Origin of the sequence: Roseibium marinum (genome assembly GCF_002906165.1) — a bacterium.
Taxonomy (GTDB): Bacteria; Pseudomonadota; Alphaproteobacteria; order Rhizobiales; family Stappiaceae; genus Roseibium; species Roseibium marinum.
In genome coordinates this window covers 1-22,638 of sequence record NZ_PPCN01000023.1, presented here as the reverse complement: position 1 = coordinate 22,638, position 22,638 = coordinate 1, and the positions used below count along the sequence as shown (strand labels likewise).

General features: G+C 59.7%; 18 protein-coding genes. 6 read left to right on the top strand and 12 right to left on the bottom strand.

Annotation, left to right across the window (positions count from 1 at the left end):
• On the bottom strand, positions 1-212 hold a 212-nt coding region (locus CLV41_RS27320; protein WP_170107341.1), incomplete at its 3' end, for an alcohol dehydrogenase catalytic domain-containing protein.
• A 396-nt stretch (positions 213-608) separates the two neighbouring features.
• Between CLV41_RS27320 and CLV41_RS27315 the strand changes: the two genes are divergently transcribed.
• The 5 genes from CLV41_RS27315 to CLV41_RS27295 all read left to right on the top strand — a co-directional run bounded on the left by CLV41_RS27315 (position 609) and on the right by CLV41_RS27295 (position 6,660).
• Positions 609-1,862: a sarcosine oxidase subunit beta family protein gene (locus tag CLV41_RS27315; protein ID WP_103225659.1), complete on the top strand. Its 1,254-nt coding sequence runs from the start codon at positions 609-611 to the stop codon at positions 1,860-1,862.
• Positions 1,863-1,875: 13 nt separating this feature from the next.
• The gene (locus tag CLV41_RS27310) at positions 1,876-2,181 is read left to right on the top strand and encodes a sarcosine oxidase subunit delta (RefSeq protein ID WP_103225658.1); all 306 of its coding nucleotides are present in this window, start codon (positions 1,876-1,878) and stop codon (positions 2,179-2,181) included.
• On the top strand, positions 2,178-5,180 hold the full coding sequence (locus CLV41_RS27305) for a sarcosine oxidase subunit alpha family protein (protein WP_103225657.1): 3,003 nt from the start codon (positions 2,178-2,180) through the stop codon (positions 5,178-5,180). Before CLV41_RS27310 ends, CLV41_RS27305 begins: the two co-directional genes overlap by 4 nt.
• Positions 5,173-5,748 (top strand): sarcosine oxidase subunit gamma, encoded by a 576-nt coding sequence (locus CLV41_RS27300; RefSeq protein WP_103225656.1) that lies wholly within the window; start codon positions 5,173-5,175, stop codon positions 5,746-5,748. The genes CLV41_RS27305 and CLV41_RS27300 overlap by 8 nt, the downstream gene beginning before the upstream one ends.
• 165 nt (positions 5,749-5,913) lie before the next feature.
• Entirely contained in the window at positions 5,914-6,660 is a 747-nt protein-coding gene (locus tag CLV41_RS27295) for an endonuclease/exonuclease/phosphatase family protein (protein WP_103225655.1), read from the top strand.
• Positions 6,661-6,713: 53 nt separating this feature from the next.
• Here the strand turns inward: CLV41_RS27295 and CLV41_RS27290 are convergent, their stop codons facing one another.
• From CLV41_RS27290 to CLV41_RS27245, 10 genes are all read right to left on the bottom strand, one after another.
• A complete protein-coding gene (locus tag CLV41_RS27290) occupies positions 6,714-8,222 on the bottom strand; it encodes an inorganic phosphate transporter (protein WP_235867282.1) in 1,509 nt (502 codons plus the stop codon).
• Positions 8,223-8,357: 135 nt separating this feature from the next.
• Entirely contained in the window at positions 8,358-8,843 is a 486-nt protein-coding gene (locus CLV41_RS27285) for an NUDIX hydrolase (RefSeq protein ID WP_146048662.1), read from the bottom strand.
• Positions 8,844-8,956: 113 nt separating this feature from the next.
• The gene (locus tag CLV41_RS27280) at positions 8,957-9,847 is read right to left on the bottom strand and encodes a nitrilase-related carbon-nitrogen hydrolase (RefSeq protein ID WP_103225654.1); all 891 of its coding nucleotides are present in this window, start codon (positions 9,845-9,847) and stop codon (positions 8,957-8,959) included.
• Between the two features lie 185 nt (positions 9,848-10,032).
• Positions 10,033-10,224, bottom strand: coding sequence for a hypothetical protein (locus tag CLV41_RS27275; RefSeq protein ID WP_103225653.1), 192 nt, complete (start codon positions 10,222-10,224; stop codon positions 10,033-10,035).
• 99 nt (positions 10,225-10,323) lie between these two features.
• Positions 10,324-12,141, bottom strand: a complete 1,818-nt coding sequence (gene recJ, locus CLV41_RS27270) for a single-stranded-DNA-specific exonuclease RecJ (protein WP_103225652.1) — start codon at positions 12,139-12,141, stop codon at positions 10,324-10,326.
• A 250-nt stretch (positions 12,142-12,391) separates the two neighbouring features.
• On the bottom strand, positions 12,392-13,387 hold the full coding sequence (gene glpX / locus CLV41_RS27265) for a class II fructose-bisphosphatase (RefSeq protein WP_103225651.1): 996 nt from the start codon (positions 13,385-13,387) through the stop codon (positions 12,392-12,394).
• Positions 13,388-13,445: 58 nt separating this feature from the next.
• On the bottom strand, positions 13,446-14,768 hold the full coding sequence (locus tag CLV41_RS27260; RefSeq protein ID WP_103225650.1) for a homoserine dehydrogenase: 1,323 nt from the start codon (positions 14,766-14,768) through the stop codon (positions 13,446-13,448).
• Between the two features lie 22 nt (positions 14,769-14,790).
• On the bottom strand, positions 14,791-16,008 hold the full coding sequence (locus tag CLV41_RS27255) for an LL-diaminopimelate aminotransferase (protein ID WP_103225649.1): 1,218 nt from the start codon (positions 16,006-16,008) through the stop codon (positions 14,791-14,793).
• Positions 16,009-16,208: 200 nt separating this feature from the next.
• A complete protein-coding gene (locus CLV41_RS27250; protein ID WP_170107340.1) occupies positions 16,209-17,444 on the bottom strand; it encodes a GGDEF domain-containing protein in 1,236 nt (411 codons plus the stop codon).
• Between the two features lie 242 nt (positions 17,445-17,686).
• Positions 17,687-17,938: a hypothetical protein gene (locus CLV41_RS27245; protein WP_146048661.1), complete on the bottom strand. Its 252-nt coding sequence runs from the start codon at positions 17,936-17,938 to the stop codon at positions 17,687-17,689.
• 232 nt (positions 17,939-18,170) lie between these two features.
• Here CLV41_RS27245 and CLV41_RS27240 point away from each other — a divergent pair, with 232 nt between their 5' ends.
• A complete protein-coding gene (locus CLV41_RS27240) occupies positions 18,171-19,976 on the top strand; it encodes a PHA/PHB synthase family protein (RefSeq protein WP_103225646.1) in 1,806 nt (601 codons plus the stop codon).
• 37 nt (positions 19,977-20,013) lie between these two features.
• Here CLV41_RS27240 and CLV41_RS27235 read toward each other — a convergent pair whose 3' ends face one another.
• Positions 20,014-22,353: a sensor domain-containing protein gene (locus CLV41_RS27235; RefSeq protein ID WP_103225645.1), complete on the bottom strand. Its 2,340-nt coding sequence runs from the start codon at positions 22,351-22,353 to the stop codon at positions 20,014-20,016.
• Positions 22,354-22,638 lie beyond the last annotated feature (285 nt).

The window sequence follows — 22,638 nt, the reverse complement described above, 5'->3', positions numbered from 1 at the left end:
ACCTCCACGACGATTCCGGCGCCTTCATGGCCCAGGATCGCCGGGAACAATCCCTCGGGATCGGCTCCTGACAGAGTGAACTCGTCCGTGTGGCAGATGCCCGTCGCCTTGATTTCGACGAGCACTTCGAACGCACGCGGGCCTTCCAGGTTCACGGTCGTGACTTCGAGCGGTTTGCCGGCCCCGATGGCGACAGCTGCACGAACTTCCATAGATGTATCTCCCAGATTCCAGAATTTGAAGGAGAGTTACCGGCCCGGACGTCAATTGCAAGAACCCTTGCGGCACCCTTTGTCGGAATTTCGGAATCCGGCATGGTTTCCGCAGATATTCCGATCTGGTTCATGCCGCCTGAAAGTCCTTGTTTTCCGCCATGTTTACAGGGTTTCCCTGGAACCTCCACCGGACTTGGGACACTCATGTCGTATTCTGACCAGCAGGCGACTGAAACCTGATACGCAAGCGGGTGTGCAATCGCGAATATGCCCGGCGATGGACGGGACCCCGCCCTTGTCGTTAAGGTTCGGGTCACGGACAATCAACTGGAGACGCCGCCGATCCCTGGGCGACAGGGAAAGACGGCCTGCAACGCGCGGAGCCGCTGCTTTATGAAGCGTTATTCCTTCCTCGAACTGGCGAAAAACGCCTTTTCAGCGCATCAGAACTGGGGCCGCCAGTGGCGCGCGCCGGAACCCAAGGCTGAATATGACGTGGTTATCGTCGGCGCCGGCGGACACGGGCTGGCGACGGCGTATTATCTTGCCAGGGAACACGGCATCCGCAATGTGGCGGTGATCGAAAAAGGCTGGCTCGGAGGCGGGAACACCGGCCGCAACACGACCATCGTGCGGTCCAATTATCTTTGGGAAGAAAGCGCCGCGCTTTATAACCACGCCATCGGTCTGTGGCAGAACCTGTCCCAGGAACTCAATTACAACGTCATGTATTCGGCGCGCGGCGTGATGATGCTGGCGCACACAATTCACGATGTTCAGGTGTCTCAGCGGCATATCCATGCCAACCGGCTGGCCGGCGTCCAGAACGAATGGCTGACCCCGGAGCAGGCCAGGGATTACTGCCCGCCGCTGAACATCTCGAAGAATATCCGGTATCCGGTGATGGGTGCCGCCCTGCAAAGGGTTGGCGGCACGGCGCGCCATGACGCGGTCGCCTGGGGGTATGCCCGTGGCGCCGATGCGCTGGGTGTCGATATCATCCAGAACTGCGCGGTGACCGGCATCCGCCGGAGCCAGGACGGATCCGTCGAAGGGGTCGAGACGGCAAAAGGGTTCATCAAGGCCGGGAAAGTTGGTGTCGTGGCCGCCGGGCACTCGTCCGTCGTCATGGAGATGGCCGGGGTGCGCCTGCCGCTGGAATCCTTCCCCCTTCAGGCACTTGTATCCGAGCCGGTCAAACCCGCGTTTCCATGCGTGGTCATGTCCAATACGATTCACGCCTATATTTCGCAATCGGACAAGGGGGAACTGGTGATCGGAGCCGGCACGGACCAGTTCATCTCCTACTCCCAGACCGGCGGGATCCACATCAGCAATCATACCATCGACGCGATCTGCGAGCTCTTCCCGCATTTCCGCCGCATGCGCATGTTGCGCAACTGGGGCGGTATCGTCGATACCACGCCGGACCGCTCGCCCATCCTGTCCAAGACGCCTGTGCCGGGGCTCTACGTCAATTGCGGCTGGGGAACCGGCGGCTTCAAGGCGACACCCGGTTCGGGTCACGTCTTCGCTCATACGATCGCCAGGGACGAGCCGCATCCGATCAATGCGCCGTTCACCATCGACCGGTTCCGCACCGGACGCCTGATCGACGAGGCGGCCGCGGCCGCCGTGGCCCATTAGGGAAAGTGCCGACATGCTCCTGATTTATTGTCCCTATTGCCAGATCGAGCGCGCGGAAATCGAATTCCGCTGCGGCGGCGAGGCGCATATCGCGCGGCCGTCCGACCCGGAAAAGGCCACCGATGACGATTGGGTCGAGTTCCTTTACATGCGTTCCAATACCAAAGGCATCGCGGCGGAGCGCTGGCGCCACATCCATGGCTGCGGGCGGTTTTTCAACGCCGTACGCGACACGGTCAGCGATGAATTCCTGAAAGTCTACAAGACGGGCGAAGCAAAACCGGATCTTGAAGCAATCGCCAGGGAGGCCGGCAAATGAGCCAGCCATTCCGGACGGAAAAGGGCGGGCGGATCGACCGCACCGGCGAACTCACCTTCACATTCGACGGCGAGGAAATGCACGGCCACGCGGGCGACACACTCGCTTCGGCCTTGCTTGCAAATGGAGTCCATCTGGTCGGGCGATCGTTCAAATACCACCGTCCGCGCGGCATCCTGAGCGCCGGGTCGGAGGAGCCGAACGCGCTGGTCGGCGTGTACCGCAAGGGCGATCAGACGCCGAACCTGCGGGCAACGCAGGTCGAACTCTACCATGGTCTGCAGGCCGTATCGCAAAACCGTTTCCCGTCGCTGGGCTTCGATGTCGGCGCTGTCAACGACCTGTTGTCACCGCTCTTCCCGGCGGGTTTCTACTACAAGACCTTCATGTGGCCGAAATCCTTCTGGGACAGGGTCTATGAGCCCATCATCCGGGCTGCGGCCGGACTGGGCAAACCGCCGAAAAACCCGGATCACGACACTTACGGCAATCTCTACGCCCATTGCGATGTCCTGGTAGCCGGTTCCGGTCCGTCAGGGCTGGCGGCGGCCCTTGCCGCGGCCGAGACAGGCGCCAGGGTAATCCTGTGCGACGAACAGGCGGAATTCGGCGGCTCGCTGCTGAGCGAAAACAGCGCGACCATCGACGGCAAGGACCCGGCGATCTGGGTCGCGGAAATCGTCGCCAGGCTTGCCGCGATGGACAACGTCACTCTGCTGCCGCGTACCACCGCATTCGGCTATTTCGCGCATAATTTCATCGCGCTCGCCGAAAGGGTGACGGAACATCTTTCAGATCCCGACCCGAGGCTGCCGCGTGAACGCCTGTGGCAGGTGCGCGCGAAGGAAGTGGTGATCGCGGCCGGAGCCATCGAACGGCCGATGGTGTTTCCGGAAAACGACCGGCCCGGAATTTTGCTGGCGGACGCCGGACGCACCTATCTCAACCGCTACGGCGTCAAGGTCGGCCACAAGGTCCTTGTGGCTACAGCGTGCGATACCGCCTGGCAGGCAGCCTTCGACCTTGCCGATCACGGCGTTGAGGTCGTGGCGATTGCCGATCTTCGCGAATCGCCACCTGAAAGCCTTGTCTCCATCGCGGCCGCGCGCGGCATCCGTGTCGAAGCCGGTTGCGTGGTGACGGGCACTTTGGGCCGCAAACGCGTCAGAGCGGCGCTGCTGGGTCGAATGATGACATCGGGCCAGGTCGCTGCCGGCGGCCAGATCGAGTGCGATGCCCTGCTCATGTCCGGTGGCTGGACCCCGACCGTCAGCCTTTTCTCCCAGTCGCGCGGCAAGGTTGTCTGGGAGGCGGAGACAGGCGCCTTTGTGCCGGGCAAGTCCGTCCAGAAAGAGCGTTCCGCCGGTGCCGCGAATGGTTTGTACGGCTTGCAGGCATCCCTTACGGACGGCTACGCGGCCGGTGAAGGAGCCGCCAGGGCCGCAACCGGGAAATCGGCCACGATCAACCATAGCCGGACAAGCGGCGGCGAGGCGGGAACCGGCGGCACGCTCGGCGCCCTGCCCCATGACCGCAATGCGTCGCGCGTCAAGGCGTTCGTCGACTACCAGAACGACGTCACCGCGAAGGATGTCAAACTCGCCGTGCGCGAAGGCATGCAGTCGATCGAGCATATCAAGCGCTACACGACAACCGGCATGGCGACCGATCAGGGCCGTCTGTCGAACATGAACGCGCTTCAGATCGCCTCAGGCGCCCTGGAGAAGCCGCTGACGGATGTGGGGCTCACCACTTTCCGCCAGCCCTTCACACCGACCACTTTCGGATTGTTCGCCGGTGTTTCGCGCGGAGATTTCTTCGATCCTGTCCGTAAAACACCCTCCCATGACTGGGTTGTTGAAAAGGGTGGCCTCTTTGAGGATGTCGGGCAGTGGAAACGCGCCTGGTATTTCCCGAAAAACGGCGAGGACATGCATGCCGCCGTGGAGCGGGAGTGCAGGACCGTGCGCGAAAGCGTCGGCCTGTTCGATGCTTCCACCCTCGGCAAGATCGAAGTGGCCGGACCGGACGCGGCCGAGTTCCTGGAGCGGATGTATACCAACCCGTGGAAAAAGCTTGCACCGGGGCGCTGCCGCTATGGCCTGCTTTTGAACGATGCCGGCTTCATAACCGACGACGGCGTCATCGGCCGTCTTGCCGATGACCGCTTCCATGTCACGACCACCACCGGCGGCGCGCCGAGCGTGTTCGCAACCATGGAGGATTATCTGCAAACCGAATGGCCGGAGCTCGATGTGTGGATCACATCCACCACGGACCAGTATGCGGTCGCCGCCATTCAGGGACCAAAGGCGCGCGAGGTGATAGCTCCCTTCATTGAAGGGATCGACCTTTCCGCCGAAGCCCTGCCGCATATGAGCGTCAAGGAAGCCATGTTCCGCGGCATTCCCTGCCGCCTGTTCCGCATTTCCTTCACCGGCGAACTCGGGTTTGAGATCAATGTGCCGCGCCGCCACGGAAAGATGATGTGGGAGACCCTGGCCGGGGAAATCGAAAAGCATGGCGGGACTGCCTATGGCACCGAAGCGATGCATGTGCTGCGCGCCGAGAAGGGCTATATCATCATCGGCCAGGATACCGACGGCACGGTCACCCCGCAGGATGCGGGCATGAGCTGGGCGATCGGCAAGAACAAGTTCGACTTCGTCGGCAAGCGCGGGCTCGAGCGGCCGGATCTCAAGGCGGAAAACCGCAAGCAGCTCGTCGGTCTCCTGACAAAGGATCCGAAGATAAAGCTGGAGGAAGGCGCGCAGGTCACAACACTGGAAAATCCGGCCACCGGCACACCTGCGGACGGTCACGTGACGTCGTCCTATTACAGCCCTGCACTGGGCCGCACGATCGCACTGGCAATCGTCAGGAATGGCCACGCCCTGGAGGGCAAGACCCTTTACGTACCGATGCCGGAGGGCAGCATCCCTGTCGAGGTCACCGGCACGGTGTTTTATGACAAGGAAGGAGCGCGGCTCAATGTCTGATCTTCCGGCAAGCGATCTGATCACGCCCGATGCGGGCGAGGCTGCCATTCTCGGTCTGGCCAGCGTGTCCATCCTGAAAGCCGCTCCACTCACCCGGCTCTCCTTCCGGGCACGCGAAGCCTCTCTCAAGAAAGCCGGAACGGCTTTCGGCGTCGCCCTTCCCGTCAAACCTCTGACCAGCACGACCACCGCCAAACGGGCCGCGCTTTGGATGGGGCCGGATGAATGGACGCTGCTGGCGCCAGAAGAGGACCTTCAGGCCGTGGCCGTCGGCATTGAAGGCAAACTTGACGGTGAGCCGCATGCTCTGGTGGATGTGTCCGATCGCTCAGACGCTGTGATCGTCACCGGTGAGAGGGCTGCATGGCTGCTGAATACCGGGATTTTCGTCGATTTTTCTTTGGAATCCTTCCCGGTCGGCACTGTGACGCGCACCCTTTTTCACAAATCGCCGGTCATGATCTGGCGGATCGGGCCGGAAGCCTTCGTGGTCGAGGCCTGGGGATCCTTCATGGATTATGTGGCCGGCCTGCTGGTTCAGTGCGCGCAGGAACTGGAAGCGGTCTGAACGTCCGCTTCCGGACGTCATCTCCGAGAAATCTGAAAACCCCTTGCAGACGGTAATATTCCGCAAGGGGTTTGTTTGTATGTTTTTTCAATCCACGAACCCTGCCGCTGGCATTACGTCCAGCGCACTTGCAATTGCAGCCGGAAGCCCGCCAGTCTGTCCACCATGATCAAAATCGGTTCCTACAACATTCAAAAGTCCATCGGGGTTGACGCCCGCCGCCGTCCGGAGCGCACCTTGAAAGTGATCCAGGAACTGGATTGCGACATACTTGCGTTGCAGGAGGCCGACAAGCGCTTCGGTCCGCGCGAAAGCACTCTGGACCGGGACAGCATTCTGGCGGAGACCGATTACCGGCCCGTGCCGTTCGCTACCGGCGACAAGAGCCTCGGCTGGCACGGCAACGCAATCCTGGTGCGCGAAAAGATAGGCATTCTGGACTACCGGCGGATCGAGTTGCCGACCCTGGAACCACGCGGGGCCGTGGCCGCGGACCTTGTCGTCGGCGGTGAAAAATTCCGCGTCGCGGCGATGCATTTGAGCCTGGTCGGCCATTTCCGCAAAAAGCAGATCACCTCCCTGATGCATCAGCTGCACGAACATCTGGACTACCTTCCCACTGTGCTGATCGGCGACCTGAACGAATGGCGCGACGCATCGGGCAGCATGAAGCTTTTCGAACAACGCTACGAGGTCACGACACCTGGGCGGAGCTTTCCAAGCCCCCTGCCCGTCGGCAGTCTGGACAGAATCATCACCAGCCCGGAATTCACGGTGCAGGAGGCCGGCGTTCACAAATCCAGGACGGCGCGTGTTGCGTCCGATCATCTGCCGGTCTGGGCGCATCTGACACTAGAGCCAGCCGGCCATCTGGCCGCGGTGGTCAAACCGGCGATAAGTCCGCCAGGTTGAGCCAGAGCGTATCTCACTAATATTGGATCGAGTTGACCGAGACACGCTCCAAATCAAGAAAAGGCCAGCGTGACGAATTGAAAGAGACCCGCCGCAAGCAGCGCGGCGGAAGGGACCGTGACAATCCAGGCCGCAATGATTGTGACCAGATTGCTGCGGCGCACGAGGCGCAGGTGCCTTCGTTCTTCCCGGTTCCGGATGAACTTGCCCGGCTTTGACCGATCGCCTTTCACGACGTGCCGGTTGAAATACCATTCGCGGTAAAAACCGACACCGAAAACCGACCCGACGGCAATATGGGTAGACGAGACCGGCAGCCCGAGACCGGAAGCGCCGAGAACGGTGATCGCGGTCGCCAACGCGATGCAAAAGGCGCGTACCGGGCTCAGCTTGGTGATCTTCTTGCCGACCACGGTCACGAGACGGCGGCCGAAAAGCAGCAATCCCGCCGAAATACCGAATGCACCGACCATCTTCACCCAGAGCGGAATGTCCGGACTGAGCGAGCCCAGGAACCAGAAATGGAGATCGGTAAGTTCGGTGGACTGGCTGAAAACGATCGCCGCGAGCGGGCCAATCGCATTGGCAACGTCATTGGCGCCGTGAGCAAAGGACAGCAGACCGGCGGTGATCAGCAGCGGGACGGTGAACAAGACTCGCAAGGAGACCGTCCCGTTCTCCAAATCGATGGTCTGCGCTGAAACCACCCGCCGGTAGAACGACCAGACGACCAGGCCCGTGACTATCGGCAGCACCGCCGCCAGCAGACCCGGAAGGGGCGCGAGAAATGCCGGTGTCCGGAGCAGCATGTAAGCGGTAAAGGTTGTTCCCATAACGCCGAGCAGCACTGGAAGCCAGAAGCGGGCCGCTTCCAGCTTGTTTTCGTTATAGATCACGCGCGCGTTGATAAACGCCATCAGGGCCGCCGCGATGGCTCCGCCCAGAACCGGCGAGATGACCCAGCTTGCGGCGATGGCGGACATCGTCGTCCAGTTGATGGCAGAGAACCCGCTGACCGCGATCCCGGCACCAAGGATCCCCCCGATGATCGAATGGGTTGTCGACACCGGAGCACCTATATACGTGGCCAGATTGATCCAAAGGGCGGACGCGGCCAGAGCCGTCAGCATGGCAAGCATGAACGAGGTATTGTCGATCACGTTCCGCGGGCTCAAAATGTCGCCAGAAACTGTGGATATGACTTCCGATCCCGCCAGCAGTGCTCCGGCGCTTTCGCAAATGGCGGCGATGATCAGCGCCCCGGTCACGCTGACGATGCGCGCACCGACAGCCGGTCCGACATTGTTGGCAACGTCGTTGGCGCCAATATTGAGCGCCATGTAACCGCTGGTCACGCTTGCGGCGATCAGGATCAGGACGTCCGAGACGTCCGCGGAAACAATCTGTGCGGCGGCTGTTGCCGCGCAGAGCGCAAGAAAGATGACAGCCAGGCCGTAGCCGCTCAGCTTTCGGCCCATGGCCTCGGCTGCGTCGCCAATGAAACCTATCCTGTCGAGATCCTTGTCCAGGGCCCTGGATTTCAGGTCCTTTTGTGACGGCACGCGGCAAGCCTTTTTTTAGCCGGAACGGGATTGGGAAAGACCTGCCCGGTTAGATCGAACGACAGGCAACAGATTGCATACGGGGACGACACTGATGCGTCGGTCACTCTTAAAATTCAATACTTATCCGGATAATTACGTAATTTCCGAGCGGTTCCGGCGGAGAAAGCGCTTCAAGGACGCTTCGTCGGCAGCTTCCACGGCTTCGGACAGCGGCAGCCAGATGCACCGGCGTTGTCCGATCTCCGGAAAGTCCTCGAGCTGCTTTTCAAAGCGGATCTTGAAGACGAGCACCTTGGTCCGGACCTTCAAACCGTCGGAAAGACCCTTGAACGAGCGGAAACTCCCCATGGACCTCGGGTGGGCTTTTCCGACCACACCGGCTTCCTCATAGGCCTCGATAACGGCGGTCTGATGAGCCGGCTTATCTTTTTCCGGCCAACCTTTAGGGAGGATCAAACGGCCGGTATCACGGGTCGAAACCAGGAGAATTTCGGGTTCGGTGTCGCTTGGCCGAAAGCACAGGGCCGCGATCTGCAATCTGGCGGGTTTGACGAACAAACCACCAAGACCTTGCAGCCACGAAACATCCTGTAGCGAAATCGACCTTGCGAATCCCATCTAAACTCCTGAGTTCTGGATTGCTGTGTATATAGTGGTCTGCGGCGAGTCCGTCTATAGAAAAGTGCACTTTGTGCGCAAGCTTGACCTGTTAAATGTATAAGTATCTGCGCTCAATCGGCTGAAACCGTCACATGTTCGGCCGTCCAGGCCCCAGGCCAGACTTCAGCTTTGCCTGATCTCAGTTCGCGTAACTGCCGCAAGGGAACAGTAGCGATCAGGAAAGGTTCTTCACCACCGCCACCATCGGTTGGCGGAATTTCCGCCGCGACCCCAGAATGTCCAAATTCCTCCTCGCAGGGCAGGTACAGCGCCGCACCGGAGAAATTGGTATCGTTCTGTGTCGTCCCCTTGGAGGTTCCGACCACGCCGCAAACCGCGACGGCACACATGAGCTCGACAGCGCGCGCCCTGGCACAGCCGAACACCCGATAATAGCCGGACGGCTTCTCCGTCATCGAGGGTACGAGCAGCAGATCCAGGTCATGTCCGGCCAGCAGACAGCTGAGGGCCGGCATTTCGACATCCAGGCAGATCAGGATCGCCATTTTCAATCCGTCGAGTTCGAAAACCCGTAAAATGGTTCCAGATGTCAGCTGCCATGTATCGGCACTTTGCTCGAAAGGGGTCAGACAAAGCTTGTCCTGGCGGATGTCCCGGCCGTCGGCCGTCAGCAGCACGGCCGTGTTGGTGATGCCACCGGCCGTCGTGACCGGCATCGTCCCGGCAAGCAGGGAAACGCCGTGTTTTTCCGGAAGGTGCTTGAGCAAGGGCACCAGGTCCGCGCCCACAGAAGCCAGAAACGACATTTCCTGTTCCGGCGGCAACCCATCGGGCTTGAAGGCGAGGCAACATTCGATCAGGTATTCCGGGAGAATCAGGAGCCTGGCACCCGCATCGGCGGCGCGCTTGACGCCTTCCTCGATCTGTCCCGCGAAACCGGCAACCGATTCCGGCGCCCGTCCGAGATTGAAGGACCAGAGAGCAATTTGATAATCTGACATGACGCCACGCGAAATCGTTCCGGATCCACCCGCATTCAAATGAACTTACAAGAAAGCGGAGAGATCGGTCCCAAGGGATCAGAACATTCAGGCCGCGTTCGTGCGAACGCGGAACATGCTCTGGAGGATTCCAGAGATAATTGGGTTCGTCAGGGAAAATCAAGGCTGTATATCAGCCGGCCTGTTCAGATGAGGAACAGCCCGACAAACGCCGCCAAAACGACAAGGAAACCCGTGCCGACCACGACGGCTTTCGGTTCCGGAGGAAGGGCCCTCAGTTTCGCCGACCCGCGGACCTCGCGTATGCCTTTGAGGGCGCGATCCGTGCGCCGGTCAATTTCCGCAAAATACGGCGAAAGCTCATTCTGAGCGCGCATGGCTGCCCCTCGCGATTCCTTCGTGAGCGGTCATGTTAGGTGAAGGGCGTTAGCTTTTCGTAAACAGCCATCAAGCCTCGGCGCGGGACCGGCCTGCCCTTACACACGTATCTTTTGAGGATCCGCCACGTCCAAGATGCGCAGTTGAACCTTCGGTGTTCCCTGCCAGGTATCCACGGAGAGCGTTCCGGCAACATGAAGGGAACGGCCCCGCCCATCCAGCAGCATTTTCCCGTGCGGCTTGTCCTCCGCCTTGAAGCAGATTGCCTTGAGCGTGTTTCCGTCGCCGGCTGCCAGCGTTGCCCGCACATGACCCTTGCCGACCACGTCGGCAAAGGAAATCCGGTGCGCGGGAAAGACGAAAACCGGGTCCGCATGCCCCGCTCCGTAAGGTCCGGCCTTTTCAAGAAGGTCCAGCAGATCGAGCGTCGCACCGGTTGCGGTCAGCGCAGCGTCGATCTTCAGTTCCCGGTGCGCCGACGCCGCTTCCACGTCGTCACCGAGCACCTCATTGAAAAAGGCTTCCAGATCCGCCACCTTTTCCCGGCGCACGGTAAGACCCGCCGCCATCGCGTGGCCGCCGCCTTTTTCCAGAAGCCCGTCGTCAACAGCCTTGCGGACAGCCTTGCCAAGATCGACGCCTGAGATAGAGCGCCCGGAGCCCGTGCCCTTGCCGGTTTCGTCATAGGCGATGGCAAACGCCGGCCGGCGGTGGGCGTCTTTCAGACGGGAGGCAATCAGGCCGACAATGCCGGGATGCCATGCGTCGGATCCGGTCAGCAGAACCGGCGGGTCGCGCGCCTCGATGGCCAGCATCGCTTCCACACCTGCCTGTTCCAGCATCACCGCTTCCATTGCCTGACGTTCGGAATTGAGCTGGTCGAGACGCTCGGCGATCGCCCGTGCCTCGTGCGGATCCTCTGTCGTCAGGAGCCTTGCGCCGAGCGCCGCATCCCCGATCCGTCCACCGGCGTTGATCCGCGGCCCCAGCAGAAAGCCAAGATGATAGCTGGCGGGCTTGCCGCTCACACGCGCGGCGTCCGACAGGGCTGTCAATCCGAAATTCCGCCGTTGATGCATGACCGCCAGGCCGCGGGTGACATAAGCCCGGTTCAGGCCCTGCAACGGCACGACATCACACACCGTGCCAAGGGCGACAAGATCCAGAAGCGCCATCAGATCGGGTTGAGGCCTGGCCTTAAACGCGCCCCGCCGCCGCAGTTCCCGGTTCAGCCCGACGAGAAAGAGAAAGGTCACGCCGACCGCCGCCAGATGCCCCTGCCCCGAGAGATCGTCCTGCCGGTTGGGATTGACCAGCGCCCGGACCCGGGGGAGCGTTTCGCCGACCTGGTGGTGATCGATGACCACCACATCGAGATCAAGCTTGTCGGCCGTTTCAAAAGCTTCAAAGGAGGTACTGCCGCAGTCCAGCGTGACCAGCAGCTCCGCACCGTCCTGCCGCAATTGTTCGATCGCCGGCCCGTTCGGGCCATAGCCTTCGATGATCCGGTCGGGAATATGAATGACGGGATTGAGACCCAGTCCCTGGAGATATTTTGCGAAAACCGCCGAGGAAGTGGCGCCGTCGACGTCGTAGTCACCGAAAATGGCGATTTTCTTTCCCGCCTGGACCGCATCGGCAATACGGGCCACGGCGGCATCCATATCCACCAGCTTCGACGGGTCCGGCATCAGGGATTTTATCGAGGGATCGAGAAAGTCCGGCGCGTCGTCCGGCAGAACACCGCGGGCCGCCATCACACGGGAGAGAACATCCGGCAACCCGTGCATCTGGGCAATTGCCGTTGCCGTGCGCGCCTGCGCCGCGCTCAGGCGTTCGCGCCAGGCATTGTCGTTTGCCGAACGTGCGACACCCAGAACGAGCCGCCTCTCCTCTTCATCTGCATTCCCTGTCATTCAAAGCCTAAATTTCAAAAAGCCCCTGGGACGTTACCCAAATAGATGGACCCTGCCACTCCCAAGGGTAGGTGCCCGTAGGCCGTGTAGACGAATTGGAGGCACATTTCGTGAGAAAAGAGGCAAGAGATGGCGGGGAAAGATCCGCGGAGCGTATCGGCGATACGGTCAAGGATTTTTTCGCGTCAGATCGAAGCCTCTTGTCTCACCCCAAGGACCGGGAGCTGCATCTCCAATTCTTCCACACCGCCTAGTCCAGAAGGAATTTTTCCAGATCCGTATGCTGGGCCTTGATGTAGCGGACCGTTCCGGTGGACGAGCGCATGACCACGGTATGGGTCGTGATGTGATGGCGGCCGAAGCGGACGCCTTGCAGGAAATTCCCGTCGGTCACGCCGGTCGCCGCAAAAAGAACGTCCGGACCCGCCATCTCCTGCAAGGTGTATTTCTTCTTGATGTCCTCGATGCCCATGCGGTGGGCCCGTTCGACCTGTTCCTCGCGGGTGATCACCAGCCGCGTCTGCATCTGGCCGCCGATGCAGCGCAATGCGGCAGCCGCCAGCACCCCTTCAGGCGCGCCGCCGATCCCAGCATAGAGATCGATGCCGGTTTCGTCCGGATCGGTGGTGTGGATAATGCCAGCAACATCTCCGTCGCCGATCAGACGGATCGCCGCGCCGGTCGCCCGGATATCCTCGATCAGGCGAGCATGACGCGGCCGGTCCAGAACGCACGCGGTGACCTCGTTGATCTTGACTCCCTTCTCCCTGGCGACGGCGGCAAGGTTCTCGGCAATCGGCGCATCCAGATCGATGATATCGTCCGGGTAGCCCGGGCCGATCGCGATCTTGTCCATGTAGCTGTCCGGTGCGTTCAGCAGGTCGCCTTCCGGTGCCAGGGCGATGACAGCCAGCGAGTTCGGAAGATTCTTTGCGCAAATGGTCGTGCCTTCAAGCGGATCGAGGGCGATGTCCACCTTGGGGCCGTTCTTGGTGCCGACATTCTCGCCGATATAGAGCATGGGGGCTTCGTCGCGCTCCCCCTCGCCAATCACCACCGTGCCGTCGATCGGCAGCCTGTTCAATTCGCGCCGCATTGCGTCGACGGCAGCCTGGTCCGCGGCCATTTCGTCGCCGCGCCCGCGCAGGCGCGCTGCTGATACAGCCGCTCGTTCGCTGACACGAGCCAATTCAAGTGTCAAAATTCGGTCCAGGCCGCTCGTCGGCTGATTTTCGGTATCGGACATCAATTTCTCCAGTCTCTCCCCGCGGGCCGCCCCGCGGGGCACTCTCAAATTCAAAAACTCAATTCAATTTTTCGATGCGGATCAGTTGCGGCTGTTCGGCTACCACACCTTTCGACATGATCGCCTCCAGCGCCTCCTTGATCGCGACTTCGGTGGTTTCATACGTGATCAAGATGACGGGTTGAGGCACTTCTGCGTCATATTTCGCGGGTGCCTCATCGGCCGAATGACGCTTCTGGACGATCGATTCGAGCGATATACCGGCGTCACCCATGCTGCGCGCGATTTCGGCGAAAGCTCCCGGACGATCATAGACAGACAGGCGGATATAGTACCCGCCCTCATGCATGCGCATCCGCGCCCGACGGTATTCCTTCAGATCCGCCGCCGGCATGCCGAGCACGGGGGTTTCATCGCCGCGCGCGATATCCGCGATGTCCGCGACAACGGAAGATGCCGTCGCATTGCCGCCCGCACCCGGCCCGACAAGAACAATTTCACCGACAAAATCGCCATCGACGGCAACAGCGTTCAATACGCCGTCAATACGTGCAATTGCCGAGGTTTTCGGCACCATGGTCGGATGTACGCGCTGTTCTATGCCTGTCTCCGTGCGTTGAGCCACCCCCAGAAGCTTGATGCGGAAACCAAGCTCGTCCGCGGCCTGTATATCGGCTGTCGAGATCGACGTGATCCCCTCCATATAGATATCGTCATCAGCAATCTTCGTGCCAAATGCGAGGCTTGTCAGGATCGCAAGCTTGTGCGCCGTGTCATTGCCCTCGACATCGAACGTCGGGTCGGCTTCGGCGTAGCCAAGGCGCTGCGCCTCGGCAAGACATTCCTCAAAGCCGATGCCCTCGGCTTCCATCCGGGTGAGGATATAATTGCAGGTGCCGTTCAATATGCCATAGACGCGGCTGATGTCGTTGCCGGACATGGATTCCCGCAACGTCTTGACGATCGGTATCCCTCCGGCAACGGCGGCCTCGTAATTCAGGCATGCGTTGTTGTCCTCGGCGAGGACCGCGAGATCGACACCGTGTCTGGCTAGCAGGGCCTTGTTCGCGGTGACCACATGAACGCCGCGCTTGAGCGCCGCGCGCACGCTGTCCTTGGCGGGGCCGCTGTCTCCACCGATCAGTTCAACGAAAATGTCGATCTGTGCCTTTTCGGCCATCTCCACCGGGTCGGAGAACCATTCCAGCGTGGAAACATCAAAGCCGCGATCCTTGCCGCGGTCGCGGGCGCTGACCGCGGTCACGGCTACGGCACGGCCGGATTTGCGGGCAATCTGAGCTGCATGTTTTGCAAGAAGTTGCACAACGGACATGCCCACGGTGCCAAGGCCGGCGACGCCCACTTTCAATGCTTCTGCCATATGGGAATTAATCCAGTTCTATTCAGCCTGAGGTCCCGAGCGGGATGACGTTGTGCAGCTTTTGATCCGCGGTTTCAAGGAAGCGGCGGATATTTCTTGCCGCCTGACGCAGCCTTTGCTCGTTTTCCACCAGTCCGATGCGCACGTATTCATCGCCATGTTCACCGAAGCCGATGCCGGGCGCGACCGCGACCTCCGCTCCCTCCAGAAGGAGTTTGGAATATTCAAGGCTTCCAAGGGCACGGAACTTCTCGGGAATCGGCGCCCAGCAGAACATGCTGGCTTCGGGCGCCGGAATATCCCAGCCCGCGCGACCGAAACTGTCGACGACCACATCGCGTCGGCGCTTGTAGACCTCGCGCGTCTCCCTGATGCAGTCGTCCGGACCGTTCAGGGCCGCCGTCGCGGCGACCTGAATGGGAGTGAACGCCCCGTAATCGAGATAGGATTTTACGCGGGCGAGCGCGGAAATCAGCCGCTCGTTGCCGACGGCAAAGCCCATGCGCCAGCCGGGCATGGAAAAGGTCTTCGACAGCGAGGTGAATTCGACGGTGACATCCATCGCGCCGGGTACCTGCAGCACGGATGGCGGCGGCGTGCCGCCGAAATAGATCTCCGAATAGGCCAGGTCGGACAGGATGAAGATGCTGTGCTTGCGCGCGAATGCGACAACGTCCTTGTAGAAGTCCAGATCGGCGCAATACGCGGTCGGGTTGGCCGGATAGCACAATATGAGCGCGATCGGCTTCGGCACGGAGTGGATAACGGCCCGTTCCAGGGCATCGAAAAAGTCCGGTCCCGGTTCGGCGGGCACATTTCTGATCGACGCGCCGGCCATGAGGAAACCGAATGTGTGGATTGGATAGCTCGGGTTCGGGCTGAGGATCACGTCTCCGGGAGCGGAGATCGCCTGGGCCATGTTGGCAAACCCTTCCTTGGACCCCAGGGTCGCGATCACCTGGGTTTCCGGATCCAGTTTGACGCCGAACCGGCGGCCGTAATAGGCCGCCTGCGCCTTGCGCAGTCCGTGAATGCCCTTGGAGGCGGAGTAACGGTGGGTGCGCGGATCCTGGACCGCCTCGGTCAGCTTGTCGACAATATGCTTCGGTGTCGGCAGATCCGGGTTGCCCATGCCGAGATCAATGATGTCCGCCCCCGCCGCACGCGCCTTCGCTTTCAGACGGTTGACCTGTTCAAAGACATACGGCGGAAGCCGTTTGATCTTGTGAAATTCCTCCATGACGCGGATCCTTGCGAGTTGACGAAACGGGCCGCACGCGCTTCAGGCGCTGCGACAGCGCGGCGGGGATCTTTTAGCAGCCTCAAAAAAAATACGCACCCGTCTTTATGTCACGCACGCATATTCCGGAAATCGGATAAATCTGCCACGCAGCAGGCCCCTGCAATTCCGCGCTTCAACGGGTTGCAAGGGGGCGCCGGTCAGGCGGCCTTTCTGCGCAGGGAGGAAAACCCTGCCTCTGCCACGGAATTCTGCAGCGCGCCGTCGGGGGTAAAATCCATCGTGACGATCTGCGCCTTTCCCTGGCGCTTGGCCTTGTAGAGCCCTTTGTCCGCCGCTTCCAGCGCACGCTCCAGGGTTACCTTGCCGCCGGCGGTCACCACCCCGGCACTGGCGGTGACAGTGAGTTTTCCGCCAGAGGCTTCGCGGCATTCCACACTGAACCGACGGCAAACCCGCCTGGCGGTGAGCAGGGCCGGTTCCTGGCCACAATCAGGCAGGAACACCGCGAATTCCTCGCCACCGAGCCGCCCGGGGACGGCCGAAACATCAAGCGTATCCTTCAGGACACGGCCAAAAAGCTGAAGCACAGCATCGCCCATGGCATGACCGTATCTGTCGTTGACGGATTTGAACCCGTCCAGATCCACCATGATCAGACTGAAGGTTCCATTGTCCACCCTGCTTTGGGACAACCAGTTTTGCGTGCCGTTCAGGAAGGAGCGCCGGTTCGCGAGTCCAGTCAGAGCATCCTGATTGGCCTGCTCCCTGAAACCGTTCAGTGAACGTTCGACGATCATACATGCGGGCAGCAGGATGGTCATGACGATGGAAAGCAGGATAGTGACCAGATAGGCCGTCATGAAATTTTCCCCGAATGCATACAGGAAATCCGGATAGAGCAGCACGTTCTGGTTCACGGTGAACCACGCGTATCCGGTGCACTCGATCAGGGTCGTCACACCGAGCAGCCGGACCGTGCGGAGGTTATCCCTGTTCCGCCGGAATGCTATCCAGACGACGGAAAGACAGGTCAGGATCAGGTAGCTCTGTACAAAGTTGACCCGTGCCAGGAAACTTTCGAAAAAAGGCGGATAAAAGCAAAGGACGACCCACACACCCGCGACGACGAAATTCAGCCAAATGGCGGGCCGAGCCCCAAGGAAAGTCGCGAACCCGCTACGCCCCAACCCGGTTCCCAGAATGACCAGCGTATTCGCCGCCAGGATACTGAAACCATCCGGAACGACGCCGCGCATGGCGATCAGAAACGCTCCGCTTCCGGCCAGAAACATGCCGCACGACCAGATCGCCAAACTGCGCGCACAGACCGGGCCGCATGCTTTCCAGAAGAGAAAAAACAAAATCAGGATCGCGCTGCCGGCCAATTTGGCGACCATCACACTGGTAAACAATGTAGGGGTATCAAGCGTCATAAAAAAATCCATCCTGCCACAACCCGATACATCCTCTAAAGTTGTAAAAGAATGCTTTAATTCATGCCAAAAATATCAATGTCCTTTGAGGCAGGTGACAAAAGGCAACGTCTCGGCGCCACGCCGCAAGTCACCTTTTTTCCCATGGTCGGGACAATATAAAATTGTTTTCACGCGTCACCGCGGACACGGCGGAGGCAAATGGCCGCAGACCCGGCTCCGCGCGTGGATCGGGGGTGGCTTTATTGCGACGCCAGACTTTCCAGATAGGCTTCAGTCGCTTCTCTCTGTTTGGGATTGATCAGCCCGTATGTTTCACCGGCTTGAATCGGCGGACCGTAGCCTTTCGGCCCGGGAACGCTTGTGTTTCCCTGACCCGGCTTGGTCTGCAGCGCATCCACGAGCGGCGTACCGGGACCGACCGCGCAAGCCGCAAGCCCGAAGAGCAGCGGCAGACCGCAGGCCAGAGCGAAAACCTTAAGCAATATTGACAAGCGCCTCTCCTCAATGCCGTTCCCACATCCATCCGAATGTCACAAATCTTCGATAGCGAGAGCTTTCGAAGCCATTGGAATCCAATCGACGCAACCGGAACCTTGTGTCATAAATAGCTGATAGTTCAAAATACCAGCGAAAATATAACAAGATAACGGATTTGAACGAATTAGGGCTCTCTGGCCACTCCAGGGCCGGAAGGGGCAGGAAAACCGGAGGAACTCCCCGCTAATGGCTGATGACCGCCAGCATCCCATGCTGCAATACATCATAAACAATCCGGAAGCCTTTGCCCAGAACCTGGCGAAAACGCTGGAGCAGGCCGGCAAGGCGATGGCCGCTTATATCGAGCCCCGCGAACAGGGCAAGATTACCCATGAATCGACGGATGAGCTGACCGGTATCATCAAAACCCTTGCACAGGTGGGTGAATACTGGATCTCCGATCCGCAACGGACCGTCGAAGCCCAGTCGCGGCTGTGGGGCGGCTATATCGACCTGTGGAATTCCTCCCTGAAGCGCATGATGGGCGAACCCGCGGAGCCCGCGGTGCTGACACCGCCAAGGGATAAAAGATTCGCGGATCCCGACTGGGAGAAAAACCAGTTCTTCGATTTCATCAAGCAGCTCTATCTCATCACCAGCAAGTGGGCCGAGGACATGGTTCAGGAGGCCCAGGGGCTGGACGAGCACACCCGCCACAAGGCGGAATTCTATGTCACCCAGATCGCCAATGCGGTCTCGCCGTCTAACTTCGTTCTCACCAATCCGGAGCTGCTTCGCCTTACATTGGAGAGCAACGGCGAGAACCTGGTCAAGGGCATGCAGCATCTTGTCGAGGATCTGAAGTCCGGCAAGGGCGAACTCAAGATCCGGCAGACCGACCCGTCGAAATTCAAGTTCGGCGAGAACCTGGCCACCACACCCGGCAAGGTGATTTCCCAGAACGACGTTTGCCAGGTGATCCAGTACTCGCCGTCCACCGAAGAGGTGCTCAAGCGGCCGCTCCTGATCGTGCCGCCCTGGATCAACAAATTCTACATTCTCGATCTGAACCGGGAAAAGTCGTTCATCAAATGGGCGGTCGACCAGGGCCATACCGTCTTCGTGATTTCCTGGGTCAATCCGGATGAACATCAGGCGCAGAAGAGTTTCGAACACTATATGAAGGAGGGTATTCTCAATACCCTCGACGTGATCAAGCGCGCCACCCGCCAGGAGGAAGTCAATACGATCGGCTATTGCGTCGGCGGAACCCTGCTGGCGGTGACGCTGGCCTATATGGCCCGTGTCGGCGACAAGCGGATCAAGACCGCAACCTTCTTCACCACGCAGGTCGACTTCACCTTCGCAGGCGATCTCAAGGTCTTTGTCGACGAAGAGCAGATTTCCCTCGTGGAAAAGCGGATGGCGGAAAGCGGGTACCTCGACGGCTCGAAGATGTCCTCGGCCTTCAACATGCTGCGTTCGAACGACCTGATCTGGTCCTATGTGGTCAACAACTATCTGAAGGGCCAGGAGCCCTTCCCGTTCGACCTGCTTTACTGGAACTCCGATTCCACCCGGATGCCGGCGGCGAACCATTCCTTTTATCTGCGCAGTTGTTATCTCGACAACAAACTGTCCAAGGGGGAAATGGAAATCGCCGGCGAGAGGCTCGACCTCTCCAAGGTTACGATCCCGATTTTCAACCTGGCAACGCGTGAGGATCACATCGCGCCGCCGAAGTCCGTTTTCCTCGGCTCCGGCTGCTTTGGCGGACCGGTGGAATATGTGCTGGCCGGCTCCGGTCATATCGCCGGTGTCGTCAATCCCCCCGCTAAAAAGAAATACCAGTTCTGGACGGGTGGCGAAGCCAAGGGGACGCTTGAAAACTGGCTCAATAACGCCGAAGAGCATCCCGGTTCCTGGTGGCCGTACTGGGACGAGTGGATACGCGCGCAAGACGCCACCAGGGCAAAGGCCCGCAAACCAGGCGCGTACCGGGTAAAAATCCTGGAAGACGCGCCAGGGTCCTATGTGATGAAGAAGGCCTGACCCAGAACATCCTGTGATCGATTGAACGCAGGGTGCTCTAAGCCCGCCTTTCCATCCGCCCGAAATGGGAATCCAGCGGTGTCAGGGTCATTGCGAGCAGCTTGCCGAACCTGGTTGCATTCATCGGCCGGCCGAAATGGAAGCCCTGCACGGTTTCACAACGGCAGCTTGCCAGGAAAGCCTGTTGTTTGGCGCTCTCCACGCCTTCCGCGACCACATTCAGCCCGAGTTCCCGGCCAAGGGAAATGATCGCCCGTGCGATGCTGCGGTCGCTTTCGTCAAAATCGAGATCGCGGATAAAACTGCGGTCGATCTTCAAGCGGGTAAGCGGAAAACTCTTGAGCGCCGCAAGACTGGAATAGCCGGTTCCGAAGTCGTCAATGGCGAGCTTCAAGCCGATCCGGCGGAAGTCGTCCATGAGCCGGACAGCCTGATCGGCATTCTGGATGAGAAGGCTTTCGGTTACTTCGAGTTCAAGATACCCGGCTTCCAGCCCGGTGTCCTTCAAAGCCGCGGTCACGTCGGAGATCAGTCCCGAATCCCGGAACTGCCTGACGGACACATTCACGCCCATTGTTATCGGCGTCAGGCCGTCATCCTGCCATTGCCTGTTCTGCCGGCAGGCTTCATGCAGAACCCAGCGGCCCAGGGGCACGATCAATCCGCTTTCTTCCGCCAGCGCGATGAACTCACCCGGCATCAGCCGGCCGAGTACGGGATGCTGCCAGCGAACCAGCGCTTCAGCGCCGACAATCCGGCCGCTGACGAGATTGTATTGCGGCTGGTATTCCAGGAAGAATTCGCCGTTTTCGATACCAGTGCGCATTTCCTCAAGCAATGTCAGCTTGTTGACGGATTTCTCCGGCCGGGTCTGGTCGTAGATCTTGAAACCGTCGCGGCCGGAGGATTTTGCCTCGAACATCGCCTTGTCGGCGTTTTTCAGAAGCTCGGCCGCATCTTGCGCATCCTGCGGATAACAGGCGGCACCAATGCTGCAGGTCACATGGAAAGACAAGTCACCGATGTGGATGGTTTTGGCAATCTCCGCGCGCAGAACGTTCATCAGGCCTTGAAGGTCCGCCTTGAGCGCGGAACCGCCCTCGACGATCAGCACGAATTCGTCACCTCCAAAGCGGATGGCCTCGTGATTTCCCGCCAGGACTGATTTTATCCGTTCGGCAATGATTGCCAGCACCTGATCACCGATCGTGTGACCAAAACTGTCATTGACGAATTTGAAGTTGTCGAGATCGACAAACACCACGGCCACCGGCTCTCCCGACTTCCGGCTGGTCTCGACCTTTTCTTCCAGCTTGTGTTTGAATTCCTGCCTGTTGGGCAGTCCGGTCAGGACATCATGATGGGCGAGATAGCGGATCTTGCTTTCCGCCTGATCGCGCTCCACCGCGATGGACGCCAGGCGCGCGGCCTCCGTCGCCAGTCTTTTCTCGTGTTCGGTCGGGAAGCGCACTTCCCTGGAATAAAGTCCGAATGTTCCAAGGGCCCTGGAATCCTTGCTGAAAAATGGCACGGACCAGCATGAGCGCATGTCGAAATTGCGCATGATGTCCTGGTGGTCTTCCCAGAGTTCGTGCGTGCGGACATCGTCGACGAACACGCTTTCACGGGTATGAATGGCGGTGCCGCAAGACCCCATTCTGGGGCCAACCGGCAAGCGGTTGGTCTGGTCCACATAGGCTTTCGGCAGATTGGGAGCCACACCATACAAAAGCCGTGTGCCGCTCTCATCCGTCAGCATCACCGATCCGACGACACCGTCCAACTGGTCCTCGATCGTAAGAACCAGTGTTGCCAGAACGTCGCCGAGCGGTTTACCGCCGGCAATTTCCTGCAGAACCTTGTTCTGCCCCTGCTGGAGTTTTTCCGCTTTCTTGCGCTCGGTGGTGTCGCGGCAGATGCCCATAATCCCGACGACTTCGTCCCGGTCGTTGGTGACCGGGTATTTCGAGGCGGAAAACCACTTTCTTCTGCCTGACGGCAAAATCAGAAATTCCTCGTGATCGATCTGGGGAACCTTTGTCGCCATCACCTGAGCTTCGATTTCCATGAAACCGGAGCCGATTTCGTGCGGATGAAGTTCCAGATCTGTCTTGCCGAGCAATTCCGAGAAATCGCTGTATCCGATGTCGATCGCGACCTGGCGGTTCGCCATCACGAACCTTGATTTGCGGTCCTTGACAAATATGTAGTCGGTAACCTGGTCTACGAGTGTCTGCAGCCATTCGCCGGTCAGATAGAGTTCATCGCCCTTGCGAAGCTGCGGGATGTCATTCAGACGTGCCAATTCCGAAGCCAGTGACGCCCCATCTTCCGGCCCGATGAGGTCTGCTAGTTGCCGGCTCCAGTTTAAAACCATCGATCCCCCCTACACAGTAGATGCGGTCGTCTGCGTAACCTTCGTATTTTTGCCGATTTCAAGCTAAAAAATCATGAAGACAATAAGCTCGATATTCATGATTGTGTTAATGATTGAGCACCTCCCCGAAAATCGGACAGTGACGGAAGCTACGATTTGACGTCTGCTGGTCTCCATGAACGAGGAGATCGGACTATGTCGAAACGCAGGAACCATGATGCGGGCTTCAAGGCTCGCGTTGCGCTGGAGGCCTTGAAGGGTGAGCGCACGGTGTCGGAACTGGCG